The following is a 14,926-nucleotide window of genomic DNA, read 5'->3' as shown; positions in this document are numbered from 1 at the left end:
GCAACCGATCGATATGTCCCTGATCGTACCGGATCGCGCGCGCTTCTGATGTGGCGAAATTATCACAAGCGGCGCTGGACGTGCGTTATGCTTAGTGACAGTTGCGGCAGAATGCGTTCAATGAAAAGTGCCGTCTTTGTTTTTCTCCGCGGTGAAGCAGATTTGCCACGCAAAATAGCCCCACAGCAGCCGTTCGAATTGCCCTCGGTTCCGAAGGTGTCGCAGAGCGCAGTGATCGCTGTCGCGATTTTCCTGGTCGCGCATCTCGCGCTGCTGATCGGCCTGACGGCGCCGGAGAAGTTCGTCTTCGACGAGGTGCATTACGTGCCGGCGGCACGGCAGATGCTGACACCCACGATGTCGCAACCGATGCTCAATCCGATGCATCCGCCGCTGGCCAAGGAGCTGATGGCGGCATCGATCGCCGCCTTCGGCGACAATGCGCTGGGCTGGCGCTATCCGTCGACCTTGTTCGGTGCGCTCGCGATCGTCGCGATCTATCTGTGCGGGCTCGCGCTGTTCTCCGCGCAAGGGCCCGCGATCGCCGCCGCGGCGATCGCGGGCTTCAACCAGATGCTTTACGTGCAGGCGCGCATCGCCATGCTGGACATTTACGCGCTCGGATTCGGCCTGCTCGCGATTGCCGCCTTCATGCACGGCTTTCGAAGAGAGCGCCCGCATGCGTTGTTCGCGCTCGCTGGCGCCTTGTTTGGCCTCGCCGCGACTTGCAAATGGAGCGGCCTGTTTCCGCTCGGCATCTGCATCGTGATGGTTGCGGTGATCCGCCTGATGCAGGGCTGGCACACACTGTTTGCCGACGCGAAGCCGAGCGACTGGTATCGGCCCGATCTCTGGCCCGGTTTTCGGGTGCAGCATGTCGCGCTCTGTTTCGCCGTGCTGCCGGCGCTGACATATCTTGCCGCTTTCGTGCCGCTCTACGGAGCGTCGCTGCCGGATCTGATCGAGGCGCAGCGCCGGATATTCGCCGACAACACCACGACCGCGATCGCCGGCCATACCTATATGAGCGCGTGGCCATCCTGGCCGCTGCTCGCGCGCCCGGTGTGGTTCCTATTCGACAAGACCTCGGAGAACAATGTCTCCGCGATCGTCTTCCTCGGCAATCCGCTGGTCGCGTGGCCGGCGCTGCTCGCGCTCGCCGTCGTGTTGCGCGACTTCATCGTCGCTCGCCGCTGGGATGCGTTCCTGATCGCGACGTTCTATTTCGGCTCCTGGCTCGCCTGGGCCTTGCTGCCGCGCACGCTCGGCTTCCTCTACTATTATCTGCCGGCCGCAACCGTGGCGTCGCTTGCGCTGGTCTATGTGCTGCGACGAGAGGGGCTGCCGCGCTGGCTGCTGTGGGCCTATGTCGGGGTCGCGGCGATCGGCTTTGCGGTGATGCTGCCGATCTCGGCGGCCTTCATCGGCACGTCCATGCAGACGTTCAACCGGTTGATGCTGTTCCAGAGCTGGATATGAAATCGCCGCCTGTCACGATCGGGGCAGGCGGCGTATTTCACGCGGCGATGATTTGAAGTTCACTTGGACAGTTTACTTGGACAATCTACTTGGACGCCGTCGTCTTGGCTTCCATGTTGACGACCTGGACGCGGCGGTTGATCGGGTCGGCGCCGTTGGCGGTGTCCTTCAGCTTGGTCTTGCCATAGCCGACGGTGACGAGCTCTGTGCCGTTGAGACCATAGTTCTGCACCAGGTACTTCTTGATGGTGTCGGCGCGCCGTTCGGAGAGGCCTTGATTGTACTCCTCGCCGCCGATCGCATCGGTGTGGCCGGCGACCACGAAGGTCGAGCCCTTCAGCGACGGATCGGACAGCGCCTTGCCGAGCGCCTGCACCGACGGCACCGACGTCTTGGCGATGTCGGCCGAGTTGTAGTCGAACTGGATCTCCAGATCGATCTTCGGCTTGGTGGCGGCGAGCTCGGCGATCTGCTCGCGCTCGCCCATCGAGAGCGACCGGGTCGAGCGGTTGCGCACCGTGTTCAGGAACGTCGCTTCCTTGGCCTGCGCGGTCGGATCGGCCTGCGGACCGACGGACAGGCCGCGGGTTGCCGGCTTCGGCTTCAGCGCATCCAGAATCTGGTTAGCAGAGACGTTATCCCCGGCGAAAGCCAGGCCGGCCGTCATCGACAGCGCGGCCGTGAGGGTAATCGCCTTCAATCCAAAAAACTTATCAAAACGGGTCATTGTCGCATCCTCGCTGTTACGCCTGATGGCGATTTGATGTTGCGAGCGTAGGGAAGGTTCAACAGCCTCGATGTGATGCGGGTCACATTCCAGACGACCGAAATGACCCGTGCATCCTAGCGCCGGCGCCGATCGGCATCCATGGCATGTCGGGCCAGCGGCGGTGCCCTGCCACCGGGAAGAACCGCCGTCTCATTCGGCATCGACAGCTGAACCGGCTGGACTCGCAGCCCGAGCAGGTACAATCTTTCGGCCATTGTTCGTCACCAGCCGTATTGCCCGCTGCGTCAGCAGCCCGAAAAGCGACCGTCGCAGCGACTCTCAGCTCGGTTCGAGCAGCAGAAATCCCCGAGTGATCCAGATCACAGTGCGTCGTTGTGAACTGGATCAGATTGCTCTCATCGGATCGGCTCAGGCCGAACCGAGAGCAGCGAGGAAGTTTGGATCAGGGGAGAATGATCATGCGCTTCTTGATCGCAGCAATTTCAATCGCAGTATTTCTCGTCAGCGGCAACGCGGCCTTCGCGGACAAGCGCGTCGCCTTCGTGGTCGGCAACGCCGCCTACAAGAATGTCCCGCAGCTTCCCAACCCCGCGATCGATTCCAAGGCGATGGCCAGGGTGCTGCGCAATGTCGGCTTCGACGTCGTCGAGGGCGCCAACCTCACCCGCGATGCCATGACCGCGAAGCTTCTGGAGTTCGGCAAGAAGAGCGAAGGCGCCGACGTCGCTGTGTTCTTCTATGCCGGCCACGGGATTGCCGTGAACGGCGTCAACTACCTGTTGCCGGTCGACGCAGACCTGAAATCCGAGATGGACGTCAAGCTGGGCGCGGCGATCAATGTCGACCTCACGCTCGATCAGACCATGTCTGACGCGAAGGTGAAGCTCGTGTTCCTGGACGCCTGCCGCGACAATCCGTTCGCGGCAAAGATCCGCTCGGCCAAGGCCACCCGCTCCGTCAACGTCCAGACCGGTCTTGCCGAGATGAAGTCGGGCGAGGGTACGCTGATTGCCTTTGCCACCGGCCCCGGCCAGACCGCGCTCGACGGCGAAGCCGGCACCAACAGCCCGTTCACCCGCGCGCTCGTCGCCAACATTGCCCAGCCCGGGATCGAGATCCAGCAGGCGATGACCAAGGTCCGTGCCCAGGTCAGTGACGAGACCAGCAAGGGGCAATTGCCCTGGGGGCACACCAACCTCACGGGCAACGTCTATCTCAATCCGGTCGGCGTGCCGGCTGCGGCCACGACCGATCCGTCGAACGCACCGGTGTTGGCCGCGAGCAAGCAAGGCTCCGACGTCGAGCTCGAGTTCTGGCGCTCGATCAGGGACTCCAACAAGGTCGAGGAGCTCAACGCCTATCTCACCAGCTATCCCAACGGCACGTTCAAATCGATCGCGCTCGCCCGCATCGCGGCGTTGCAGGATGGTCCATCCATCACCACCCGCAACCTCTCGGCCGGGATCGATCCCGCGACCTTTACGGAAGAAGCCAACCAGGTGTCTGAAGACCAGATCGGCCTGGACAAGAACCAGCGCCGCGACGTGCAGCGCCGCCTCACCGGGCTCGGCTTCGACGTCAAGGCGACGGGCAAGTTCGATGATGAGACCCGTTCCGTGATGAGGCGGTGGCAGGCTGCCCGTGTCTATCCTGCGACTGGTTACCTTAACAAGCTCCAGCACAAGGCCCTGCTGTCGGAGATTGTCTCGACCCGCGCGGCCTCCTCCGAACAGGCAGACGACGAGCCGGCGCGTCGCCGGTCCTCCGGCGGTGGCGGCCGGCGCCATTACGGCGGTGGCGGTGCCGGTCCGCCAGGCGGCCCCGGCGGTCTGTTCGGCGGTATGATGGGCGGGTTGTTCGGCCGCCGCTGAGCCGGCAGGCAAGCAACAGGCGGCCCGGCTCGGGCCGCCAATTTGTTCCGGAAACCCTTGCTCACCGATCGTCGCAAAGCCGTCGCGTGATGGCCTGCGTGCGAACAAGAATTCGGCCAGTTGGGCGCCTAGCAGGACTCCGCGTCCAATAACCGCCGAGGAACGGAGCCGAGTTCAGTCCAGTGCCCAGGCCGAGTGATTACCAGTTCTATCGTGGCGGGCCGCCGGATCGGACAGTCTTTCTGAGCTCAATGCCCATCTATGTCGGTGCGGCGATGATCGCGGTGGCGATCCTGCTGTCCACGCTGATCACCGGGCTGAGCAGCCGTTATGTCGGCCTCGACGGTCCGAACGACGAGAACATGTGGCTGGTCGACCGCCTCACCGGCAGCGTCTATCGCTGCCAGGCGGAGGTGCGTGGCAAAGCGTCCTGCGAGCCTGACGTTGCCACCGGCAGCCTCGGTGACCGGCCCAAGGTGCAAAAGAACGGCAATTGAGGCCTTTCACCCTCGCAGCGCAGCCATGGCCAACACCGTTATGAGCAACGGCAAGATGAAGAGCGCCTGCACGCATTACATGAAGGCGCAGAAGGCCATGTCGATGAAGTGAGGCGCGAGGCGCGCACGGTTCGGCCGCGCTGTCAGCAGTTGGCAGCGCGGCTTTTTCTTGAGAAAGCTTCTTTGGCGTCTCTCTTTTTCCTGGCGCGAATCCGGCTACATTGCCTCCTGCAATGTCACGCGCGCCCAAACCCTTTCCGATCCCCACGACACAGGCCCGGCAGATCTGGCTGCATGCCCAGCGGCTGGACGAGCGCGCGCCGTTCGGGGAGGGCGCGCGCGCGGTGGCGGATGCGATCGACCATCTCGGTTATGTGCAGATCGACACCATCAACGTCATCGAGCGCAGCCACCACCACATCCTGTTCAGCCGCATTCCGTCCTACCGGCGTGCCGATCTGCGCCAGGCCCAGAGCGTCGACAGGAGCGTGTTCGAATACTGGACCCATGCGCTGTCCTATGTGCCGGCGAACGATTTTCGCTTCTTCCTGCCGGCGATGCGCGAGCACCGGCGCGAGGGGCACAAATGGTACGCCTCGGTCAAGCCGGCCGATACGCGCAAGGTGATGCGGCTCCTGCGCGCCGGTCCGCTGACGATCCGCGACATCGAGGACGACGTGCTCACCGAGAAGGAGCATCTCTGGCAGAGCCGAAAGCCCTCGAAGCGGGCTTTGCAGCTCGCCTTCTACACCGGCGTCGCGACCGTCAGCGCGCGCCAGGGCATGCTCAAGACCTATGAGCTGATGACGCGGCACTTCGGCTGGGACAAGCTGCCGAAGCCGGCGTCGGCGAGAGACATCACGGCCTATCTGCTCGACCGCGCGCTGCGGTCGCAGGGCTTGGTCAGTCTGGATTCGATCTGCCACCTCGATGCGCCGAGCAAGAAGGCGATCGCTCAGCTGGTCGCCTCACGCATCCGCCGCGGTGAGCTCGTGCCCGTTGCGATCGAGGGCGCCGGCAAGCAGGAGCATTGGGCCGCGCCTGCGGCGCTGGAGCCGGGTGAGGGCGCTTCGCCCGATCTCGTTCACATCCTCTCGCCGTTCGATCCCCTGATCATCCAGCGCAAGCGCACCAATCTGTTCTTCGGCTACAACCACCTGTTCGAAGCCTATGTGCCGAAGGCCAAGCGCAAGCTCGGCTATTTCGCGTTGCCCGTGCTGGTGGGCGATGAGATCGTCGCGGCGCTTGACCTCAAGACCGACCGTCAGGCGAAGAAGCTGTTGATGCAGAAATGGACCTGGGTCGGGCAGGGGAAGAAGACGGCGGGGCGCAAGGAGCTGAAGCGCGTGATCGAGGAGGAGCTCGATCGCTTCGAGCGGTTTCAATTGACAGAGTGAGGGGCGCTCGCCACGGCGTCGGTCCCGTAGGGTGGGCAAAGCGACTTGTCCGCCGTAGCTCGAAGAGCGAAGGCGGAAGCGTGCCCACCATCGTGGTCCGCGAAGGAGAACGGTGGGCACGGCGCTAACGCGCCTTTGCCCACCCTACAAGACCATCAATCCAAACGCCGAACGCAATCCCGACCGCATAGGCCACCAGATTCCACAGCGAGAAGATCCGTCCTAACAGCAGCGCGCCCGCGGTGGTGAGCCGAAACGCATCGAGCCAGGGCGCATGCACCAGCCGGGAGAACTCGACGGCGATCGCGATCGCCACGGCGATGGCTGCAAGTCGGCTCCGCGACATCCCCGGCAGCAAAACCCCGACTAGCAGAAACACCATCGTCGCCCATAGCAGCGAGCCGCCATATTTCACCACGAAGGCGGGAAGCCCAAGCGGAAAGCCGTACCAGCGCAAGGACAGCCCGCAGGCGATCACGACCAGCGCAAGGGCGGCGCGGGTCAGCGACCTCCGTCGCAGCGCAACAGGTTTATCCGGCTGCGCCCCGTGCATTGCTTGCTCCATTGACTCTTTCGCAGCGATGCTGAAAACCCCGGATCAGCCCATAAGAGCAACAACCCCGGGGGGAAGCCTTGAGCCAGACCACGACCTATGCCGGTTCCGCCGGCTCAGCCAAGTCGGAAATCGAGACCTCGACGATCCGTGCCATCTCCTGGCGCCTGATTCCGTTCCTGGTGCTGGCCTACTTCTTCTCCTATCTCGACCGCGTCAATCTCGGCTTCGCCGCGCTGACCATGAACGCGGAGCTGAAGTTCACGCCGCTGATCTTCTCCTGGGGCGCCGGCATCTTCTTCATCGGCTATTTCATTTTCGAGGTGCCGAGCAACCTGGCGCTGGAAAAATTCGGCGCGAGCCGCTGGATCGCCCGCATCATGGTGACCTGGGGCATCATCTCGGCGCTGATGGCGCTGGTCAGCGGCGTGACGAGCTTCTACGTGCTGCGCTTCCTGCTCGGCGTCGCCGAGGCCGGCTTCTTCCCCGGCATCATCCTCTATCTCACCTACTGGTACCCGGCCGAGTATCGCGCCCGCTTCCTCGCCGCCTTCGCCATCGCTGTCCCGGTCTCCACCGTGATCGGCGCGCCGGTCTCGGGCCTGCTGCTCGGGCTCGACGGCGCGATGGGGCTGAAGGGCTGGCAGTGGTTGTTCATCATCGAAGGCATCCCCTCGGTGCTGCTGGGCATCGTCACCTGGTTCTATCTCACCGACAGGCCGGAGAAGGCGGACTGGCTCTCGGCCGATCAGAAGGCCTGGCTCAAGTCCAGGCTCGATTCGGAAATCGCGGCCAAGCAGGCGGTGAAGCATCTGTCGCTCGGCGAGGCGCTGTCGTCGCCGAAGGTGATCATGCTGAGCCTCGTCTATTTCGGCTTCGTCGGCGCGCTCTATGGCATGCAGTTCTGGCTGCCGCAGATCGTCAAGGCGTTCGGCCTCACCAACGCCCAGACCGGCTTCGTCACCGCGATCCCGTATCTGTTCGGCACCATCGCCATGATCCTGTGGGCGCGGCATTCCGATGCGACGCGCGAGCGCGTGATGCATGTCGGCGCGCCGCTGCTGCTCACCGCCGTCGCGCTGGCCGTCTCCTCCTATCTCACCGATCCCACCATGACGATGGTGGTGCTCACCGTCGCGGCGATCGGCGTGTTCTGCTGCTTCGGCGTGTTCTGGACCCTGCCGACCGCCTGGCTCTCCGGCACGGCGGCGGCCGGCGCCATCGCGCTGATCAACTCGATCGGCAACCTCGCCGGCTTCGGCGGTCCCTACCTGATCGGCTGGGTCAAGGAAGCCACCGGCCAGACCTCGACCGGCTTGCTGGTGCTGGCCGTCCTGCCCCTGATCGCCGGCATCCTAGTGTTTGTCGGCGGCCACGAGAGCAAGCACGAGTTCGCCGGGCAGGGGCGTTAGAGCTGCACCCACCACTGCGTAGCCCGGATGGAGCGAAGCGAAATCCGGGAGCGCTCGAGCTACAGCCTGCAGGCCGCGGATTGAGCTGCGCTCCATCCGGGCTAATCTGCACTGGCGCTTCTCTGCGAACCAGCCAGTCCGAGAAACACCAGAATAGCGCGATTGAGACGCAGCAGGTCGTCATCGTCTAGGCGTCCCACTAACGTTCCTACCTTGGCTTTTGGCACTGTAGTAATCTTGTCGACCATAAGTCGAGACGGAGCTCGAAGGCCGTTGCCGTCGTTCGGCTCGACCTTGAGCCGGAAAAGTGGCGCCTCGGTTTCGTCGGTCGTGAAGGCGCAGACAGTGATGGAGTTCGTCGCGTCAAAGCTGTCGTCCTGCACGATGACGACGGGGCGCGGCTTGCCCGCATAGTCCTTGCCGCCTGCCACCGTCCCAGACCTCACCTCGCTTCATTCATCGGTCCAATCGGATACGGCATCAATGAAGCCTTGGTCTTCGGATTCATGTGAGCTCGTTGCGACCGCAAGCGATTGGCGATGGGCTTCCGATTGGAAGGAGGGCGAGCGGATATCCGGCACCCAGATCTGGATCGGCCGCAGGCCTTGTGCACGCAATCGATCGCGGTGGGCCTGCACCTTCATACGAGACGGCTTGGGCTTTGAAGGGCTCATATGTATTTCCGTTGGTTACATGTAACCCTATCAAGAAATGGTGCGCGTTGCTAGCGGCACAAGGCTCACCAATCCTTACCGCCCCTTAACGATCACGCTTTCCTGATGACTGACGATTATTGACTTTTATCAGTGATTAGTCGACATTCCTCTCATTGCAGTCGCGGGAGTGTCCTCCGATGTTCGTTCGGTCAGTTTTGTCCAGCTATTCCAAGCTCTTGGCGGGTGTGTCGCTGGCCCTGATGGTCGCCGCGCTGGCCGGGTGCAATGACACCGTCGCTGAAAAGGCCGAGCCGCCACGGCCGGTTCTGGTCGCGACCGCCCATTATGATGCCGAGACGCCGGAGCGCAGCTTTGTCGGCACCGTCAGGCCCCGGATCGAGAGCGATCTCGGTTTCCGCGTGGCCGGCAAGGTTGCCAAGCGCCTGGTCGAGGTCGGCCAGACCGTCGAAATCGGCCAGCCGCTCGCGACCCTCGACGAGGTCGATCTGAAGCTCCAGGCTGAACAGTCCGTCGCCGAGCAGACCGCTGCGACCGGCGTGCTGGCCCAGGCCGCCGCGGCCGAGCAGCGCGCCAAGGATCTGAAGGCCAAGGGCTGGACTACGGATGCGGCGATGGATTCGAGCCGCGCCGCCGCCGATGAGGCCCGCGCGCGTCTGGACCGAGCCGTGCGCTCAGTCGAGCTGACCAAGAATTCTCTTTCCTACGCGACGCTCAACGCCGACGCCCGTGGCGTCGTCACCGCAACGCTGATCGAGCCCGGCCAGGTGGTTGCCGCAGGCCAGACTTCGATCCGTGTCGCCCGCTTTGCCGAGAAGGAAGCGGTCGTCGCGATCCCTGAGACGCTGGTTGGACGTGCCAAGTCGGGCGCCGCCAGCGTCACTCTTTGGTCGGAGCCGGACAAGAAATATGCGGCCAAGCTGCGCGAGATCGCGCCGACGGCCGATCCGTCGACGCGCACCTATCTAGCAAAATTCTCGCTGCCTGAGGCCGACGACAAGGTTTCGCTCGGCATGACCGCGACGCTGACGCTGTCGGATGCCGCGACCGAGCGCGTCGCGCGGCTGCCGCTGTCGGCGCTGTTCAACGAAGGCGGCAAGCCCTCCTTCTACGTCGTCGACGACAATGGCGCCGTCACGCTCAAGCCGGTCGTGGTGAAGTCCTACGAGAGCAACGACGTCATCATCACCAGCGGTGTCGAAGAGGGCGCCAAGATCGTGGCGCTCGGCGTGCAGAAGCTCGATCCGAGCCAGCGGGTGCGGATCGTCTCGTCGCTGTCTTTCTAGAGTTTACGAGTCACGTCGTGTGAGGTGAGTTTCGGCCCAAGCGCAAATGCCGGGGCTGAAGCGGCGAAGCGATCCAGAACCTGCCCAGCCCCCTGGATTGCTTCGCTGCCTCGCGACGACGGTTTGAACAGAGTGGCTGTGGTTTTTTTGCAATTGGACCATCTTTGGAGAGTGCGATGAAGCGCTTCAACCTTTCGGCCTGGGCCGTCAGCCATCCGACGCTGGTCCTGTTCTTGATGATCATACTCGGCGTCGCCGGCTTCTTCTCCTATCAGAAGCTCGGGCGAGCCGAGGATCCGTTCTTCACGGTGAAGGTGGTCAACGTCTCCGTGATCTGGCCGGGCGCGACTGCGCAGGAGATGCAGACGCAGGTCGCCGACCCCATCGAGAAGAAGATCCAGGAGCTGCCCTATTTCGAGAAGGTGCAGACCTATTCCAAGCCGGCCTTCACCGCGCTCCAGGTGACCTTCCGCGATTCCACGCCGCCAAAGGACGTGCCGTATCTCTTCTATCTCTTGCGCAAGAAGCTCGCCGACGTGCAGGGCCAGTTGCCTTCGGGCATTCTGGGACCCGTCGTCAACGACGAGTTCTCCGACGTCGATTCCATCCTCTACATGATGACCGGCGACGGCGCCGACTATGCCCAGCTCAAGAAGGTCTCGGAAGGCTTCCGCCAGCGCCTGTTGAAGGTGCCTGGTGTGACCAAGGTCGACGTCTACGGCAACCAGGACGAGCGCATCTTCGTCGAATTCTCGCACGCCAAGCTCGCCACCCTCGGCATCACGCCGCAGGCCCTGTTCGATTCGCTCGCCAAGCAGAACAACGTCGTGCCCGCCGGCACGGTCGAGACCTCGTCGCAGCGCGTGCCGCTGCGCGTTACCGGCGCGCTCGATGGCGCCAAGGCCGTCGCCGAGACGCCGGTCGAGAGCAACGGCCGCGTGTTCCGTTTGGGTGATATCGCCACCGTCACCCACGGCTATGTCGACCCGCCGAGCTTCATCGTGCGCCAGGAAGGCAAGGCCGCGATCGGTATCGGTGTCGTCACCGCCAAGGGCGCCAACATCCTCGATCTCGGCAAGGAGGTCGAGAAGGCCACCGCCGAGTTCATGAAGGCGGTGCCGCAAGGCATCGACGTCAAGCTCATCGCCGACCAGCCCAAGGTGGTCGAGCACGCCGTCGGCGAGTTCGTGCACTCCTTCATGGAAGCGCTCGTCATCGTGCTGTTCGTGTCGTTCCTGGCGCTCGGCTGGCGCACCGGCATCGTGGTCGCGCTGTCGGTGCCGCTGGTGCTCGGCATCGTCTTCGTCGTCATGAACACGATGTCGCTCGATCTGCACCGCATCACGCTCGGCGCGCTGATCATCGCGCTCGGCCTGCTGGTGGATGACGCGATCATCGCGGTCGAGATGATGGTGGTGAAGATGGAGCAGGGCTGGGACCGTTTCCGCGCGGCCTCCTTTGCCTGGGAATCCACTGCGTTTCCGATGCTCACGGGAACGCTGGTCACGGCCGCTGGCTTCCTCCCCATCGGCTTTGCCAATTCCGCGGTCGGCGAATATGCCGGCAGCATCTTCTGGATCGTGGCGATCGCGCTGGTCGCGTCCTGGTTCGTGGCGGTGATCTTCACGCCCTATATCGGCGTCATGTTGCTGCCCAACATCAAGGTGCACCACAATCACGATCCGCACGCGGTCTACGAGACCCGCATGTACCGCGGCCTGCGCGCCATCGTGCAATGGTGCGTCAACCACCGCATCACCGTGGTGGCCGCGACCGTCGGCGTCTTCATCGCCTCGATCGTCGGCTTCGGCCATGTCCAGCAGCAGTTTTTCCCGCTGTCGGAGCGGCCCGAGCTGTTCCTCCAGCTCCGCCTGCCCGAGGGCACCGCCTTCAACGTCACCGAGAAGGCGGTGAAGAAGGCCGAGACGCTGCTCAAGGACGACAAGGACATCGAGACCTATACGTCCTATGTCGGCCAGGGCTCGCCGCGCTTCTGGCTCGGCCTCAATCCGCAGCTTCCGAACGAGGCCTTTGCCGAGATCGTCATCGTCGCCAAGGGCGTCGAGGCGCGCGAGCGCATCAAGGCCAAGATCGAGAACGCGGCTGCGGAGGGCATGCTGACCGAGGCGCGCGTGCGCGTCGACCGCTTCAACTTCGGTCCGCCGGTCGGCTTCCCCGTCCAGTTCCGCGTGATCGGCCCCGACGCTAACAAGGTGCGCGAGATCGCCTATCAGGTCCGCGACGTCATGCGGCAGAACAAGAGCGTCAAGGACGTCCAGCTCGACTGGAACGAGCAGTCGCCCTACCTCAAGCTCGTCGTCGACCAGGATCGTGCCCGCGCCATGGGCCTGACCCCGCAGGACGTCTCGCAGGCGCTGTCGATGCTGATCTCGGGCGCGCAGGTCACGACCATACGCGACGGCATCGAGAAGGTGGCCGTGGTTGCTCGTGCGGTCCCGTCCGAACGTCTCGATCTCGGCGGCGTCGGCGATCTGACCATCACCTCGAAGAACGGCGTCGCCGTGCCGCTCCAGCAGATCGCCAAGATCGAGTATGCCCATGAGGAGCCGATCATGTGGCGGCGTAACCGCGACATGGCGATCACCGTGCGCTCCGACGTCGTCGACGGCGTGCAGGCGCCCGACGTCACGAGCCAGATCACGCCGAAGCTGAAGGCGATCAAGGACAATCTCGAGCCGGCCTACCGCATCGAGCCGGGTGGGGCGTTCGAGGAATCCGCCAAGGGCAACGCCTCGATCTTCATCCTCTTCCCGTTGATGGTCATGGTGATGCTGACGCTGCTGATGTTCCAGCTGCAGAGCTTCTCGCGCCTGATCCTGGTGTTCCTCACCGCGCCGCTCGGCATCGTCGGTGCCTCGTTCGGCCTCAACGTCGCCAATGCCCCGTTCGGCTTCGTGGCGCTGCTCGGCCTGATCGCGCTCGCCGGCATGATCATGCGCAACACCGTCATCCTGGTCGACCAGATCGAGACCGACGTTTCCCACGGCCTGACCCGCCGCGAGGCGATCGTGGAGGCAACCGTCCGCCGCGCCCGGCCGGTGGTGCTGACGGCGCTCGCCGCGATCCTGGCCATGATCCCGTTGTCGCGCTCGGCCTTCTGGGGCCCGATGGCGATCACGATCATGGGAGGCCTGTTCGTCGCGACCTTCCTGACGCTGCTGTACCTGCCGGGCCTCTACGCCCTGTGGTTCAGGAAGAGCCTGGACGAGGCGGGCACCCCCGAGCAGCCTGCCGCGCCGCAGCATGGGAGCGATGACCAGCACGCAATTCCGCTTGCTGAAGCGGCTGAATAAATGAGAAGACTGCTGATGGACGAGTCCTGACACATGACACTGGTTGCGGAACATATCGAAGGCGACACCCGGGATCGTATCCTCGAGGTGGCTGAGCGGCTGTTCCGCCAGATCGGTTACCAGAAGACCACGGTCGGGGACATCGCCAAGGAGCTCAGGATGAGCCCCGCCAATGTCTATCGCTTCTTCGAATCGAAGAAGGCGATCCACCAGTCGGTGGCGCGGGCCTTGATGGGCGAGGTCGAGATCGAAGCGCAGCGGATCGTGGCGAGGCCTGGTCCGGTGCTCCCGCGCTTCCGCGAGCTGCTCACCACCATCCACCGCATGAACACCGAGCGCTATGTCGGTGATAACAAGCTGCATGAGATGGTCGAGATCGCGATGCAGGAGGACTGGGACGTCTGCGTCGCCCATATGGAGTGCATTGCTGGCGTCATCGGCCAGGTGATCGCGCAGGGTACCGCGTCCGGCGAGTTCGAGGCGCCGGACCTGCAACTGGCCTCGATGTGCGCCTGCACCGCGATGATGCGCTTCTTCCACCCCCAGATGATCGCCCAGTGCGCCACCAAGCCGGGCCCGACCATCGACCAGATGATCGATTTCGTCATCGCCGGTCTGTCCCCGCGCCACTGACGGGCGCTGGAATTTCCCCTATAAACTGCTTAGCGCCGCCCTTAACGGGTGGATGGCGGGCAATGACGGACCAACAAACTCCGTCATTGCGAGCGCAGCGAAGCAATCCAGACTGTCTCCGCGGAGGGATTCTGGATTGCTTCGCTGCGCTCGCAATGACGAAAAGGAAGCAGCGCGTGACCGACAAAGACCTCTACTTCTACGAGCCCTCCAAGGGCCACGGCCTCAAGCACGATCCCTTCAACGCCATCATCGCGCCGCGGCCGATCGGCTGGATCTCCTCCCGCGACACCAAGGGCCACGTCAACCTCGCGCCCTACAGCTTTTTCAACGCCTTTTGCTACGTGCCGCCGATCATCGGCTTCTCCTCCACCAACTGGAAGGACACGGTCTCGAACATGGAGCAGACCCGGGAGTTCGTCTGGAATCTGACGACCATGGATCTCGCCAAGCACATGAACGCGACCGCCGCGCATGTCGGCCCCGAGGTCGACGAGTTCAAGCTCGCAGGGCTGACCGCCGTCCCCGGCAAGCTCGTCAACGTGCCGCGCGTGGCCGAGAGCCCGGTTGCCTTCGAGTGCAAGGTGTCTGACATCGTCCGCCTCAAGGGCGCCGACGGCAAGGAGGCCGACGCCTGGCTGACGCTGGGCGAGGTCGTCGCCGTCCATATCGACAAGGCCATGATCAAGGACGGCGTCTACCAGACCGCCGCCGCCCACCCCATCGTCCGCGCCGGCCGTCGCGGCGACTATTTCGAGATCAAGCCGGAAAACATGTTCGAGATGGTGCGGCCGGACTGATCTGATCCAGGTTAAGCCACTCTCTCCGCATCGTCATTCCGGGGCGCGCCGTCAGGCGCGAGCCCGGAATCCATACTCCCGATGGTGGTTATGGATTCCGGGCTCGACGCTTGCGCGTCGCCCCGGAATGACGACGGGGCATTCAGCCCGATTCGCCTCCCCGGAACTGCCCCCACGCCCCGACCGTTATGGCCTCCGGGGCGGCCGCCCGGCCGCGTCAATTCGCGTCTTTTTGCTCGCGAAGTGTTCACTTACCCCGGCCACTTTCCGCTAAAATGCC

At 63.7% G+C, this 14,926-nt stretch carries 12 protein-coding genes and 1 pseudogene; 9 read left to right on the top strand and 4 right to left on the bottom strand.

All coding sequences use genetic code 11. The features are described 5' to 3' along the window. Window positions 1–48 precede the first annotated feature (48 nt). Entirely contained in the window at window positions 49–1,479 is a 1,431-nt protein-coding gene (locus tag ACVJ5M_RS38500) for a phospholipid carrier-dependent glycosyltransferase (protein ID WP_187387798.1), read from the top strand. Between the two features lie 85 nt (window positions 1,480–1,564). On the opposite strand, the gene ACVJ5M_RS38495 is transcribed toward ACVJ5M_RS38500, so the two are convergent. Beyond that, window positions 1,565–2,206: an OmpA family protein gene (locus ACVJ5M_RS38495; protein ID WP_063985205.1), complete on the bottom strand. Its 642-nt coding sequence runs from the start codon at window positions 2,204–2,206 to the stop codon at window positions 1,565–1,567. Window positions 2,207–2,667: 461 nt separating this feature from the next. On the opposite strand from ACVJ5M_RS38495, the gene ACVJ5M_RS38490 reads away from it, so the two are divergent. The 3 genes from ACVJ5M_RS38490 (at window position 2,668) to ACVJ5M_RS38480 (ending at window position 5,974) form a co-directional block, all read left to right on the top strand. Then, window positions 2,668–4,080, top strand: a complete 1,413-nt coding sequence (locus ACVJ5M_RS38490; protein WP_063986640.1) for a caspase family protein — start codon at window positions 2,668–2,670, stop codon at window positions 4,078–4,080. Window positions 4,081–4,331: 251 nt separating this feature from the next. Beyond that, window positions 4,332–4,577: a hypothetical protein gene (locus tag ACVJ5M_RS38485; protein ID WP_063985204.1), complete on the top strand. Its 246-nt coding sequence runs from the start codon at window positions 4,332–4,334 to the stop codon at window positions 4,575–4,577. A 233-nt stretch (window positions 4,578–4,810) separates the two neighbouring features. Then, window positions 4,811–5,974, top strand: coding sequence for a winged helix-turn-helix domain-containing protein (locus tag ACVJ5M_RS38480; protein WP_063985203.1), 1,164 nt, complete (start codon window positions 4,811–4,813; stop codon window positions 5,972–5,974). A 124-nt stretch (window positions 5,975–6,098) separates the two neighbouring features. Here ACVJ5M_RS38480 and ACVJ5M_RS38475 read toward each other — a convergent pair whose 3' ends face one another. Beyond that, entirely contained in the window at window positions 6,099–6,527 is a 429-nt protein-coding gene (locus tag ACVJ5M_RS38475; RefSeq protein ID WP_063985202.1) for a ribosomal maturation YjgA family protein, read from the bottom strand. An 80-nt stretch (window positions 6,528–6,607) separates the two neighbouring features. On the opposite strand from ACVJ5M_RS38475, the gene ACVJ5M_RS38470 reads away from it, so the two are divergent. Then, the gene (locus tag ACVJ5M_RS38470) at window positions 6,608–7,939 is read left to right on the top strand and encodes an MFS transporter (protein WP_063985201.1); all 1,332 of its coding nucleotides are present in this window, start codon (window positions 6,608–6,610) and stop codon (window positions 7,937–7,939) included. 101 nt (window positions 7,940–8,040) lie between these two features. Here the strand turns inward: ACVJ5M_RS38470 and ACVJ5M_RS38465 are convergent. Both ACVJ5M_RS38465 and ACVJ5M_RS38460 read right to left on the bottom strand, forming a co-directional pair. Further along, a pseudogene (locus tag ACVJ5M_RS38465) lies at window positions 8,041–8,395 on the bottom strand (type II toxin-antitoxin system PemK/MazF family toxin). Then, complete coding sequence (locus ACVJ5M_RS38460) at window positions 8,392–8,583, bottom strand: antitoxin MazE family protein (RefSeq protein WP_354098666.1); 192 nt, start codon at window positions 8,581–8,583, stop codon at window positions 8,392–8,394. The pseudogene ACVJ5M_RS38465 and the gene ACVJ5M_RS38460 overlap by 4 nt, the downstream one beginning before the upstream one ends. A 209-nt stretch (window positions 8,584–8,792) precedes the next feature. Between ACVJ5M_RS38460 and ACVJ5M_RS38455 the strand changes: the two genes are divergently transcribed. The 4 genes from ACVJ5M_RS38455 (at window position 8,793) to ACVJ5M_RS38440 (ending at window position 14,646) form a co-directional block, all read left to right on the top strand. Beyond that, window positions 8,793–9,899, top strand: coding sequence for an efflux RND transporter periplasmic adaptor subunit (locus ACVJ5M_RS38455; protein WP_354098667.1), 1,107 nt, complete (start codon window positions 8,793–8,795; stop codon window positions 9,897–9,899). Window positions 9,900–10,075: 176 nt separating this feature from the next. Then, complete coding sequence (locus ACVJ5M_RS38450) at window positions 10,076–13,213, top strand: efflux RND transporter permease subunit (protein ID WP_063985198.1); 3,138 nt, start codon at window positions 10,076–10,078, stop codon at window positions 13,211–13,213. A 33-nt stretch (window positions 13,214–13,246) separates the two neighbouring features. Beyond that, entirely contained in the window at window positions 13,247–13,846 is a 600-nt protein-coding gene (locus ACVJ5M_RS38445; protein ID WP_063985197.1) for a TetR/AcrR family transcriptional regulator, read from the top strand. Window positions 13,847–14,022: 176 nt separating this feature from the next. After that, complete coding sequence (locus ACVJ5M_RS38440; RefSeq protein WP_231144341.1) at window positions 14,023–14,646, top strand: flavin reductase family protein; 624 nt, start codon at window positions 14,023–14,025, stop codon at window positions 14,644–14,646. The last annotated feature ends 280 nt before the right edge of the window (window positions 14,647–14,926 follow it).

This window comes from Bradyrhizobium sp. S3.7.6, assembly GCF_054061875.1.
This window is presented reverse-complemented; position numbering and strand designations above follow the sequence as displayed.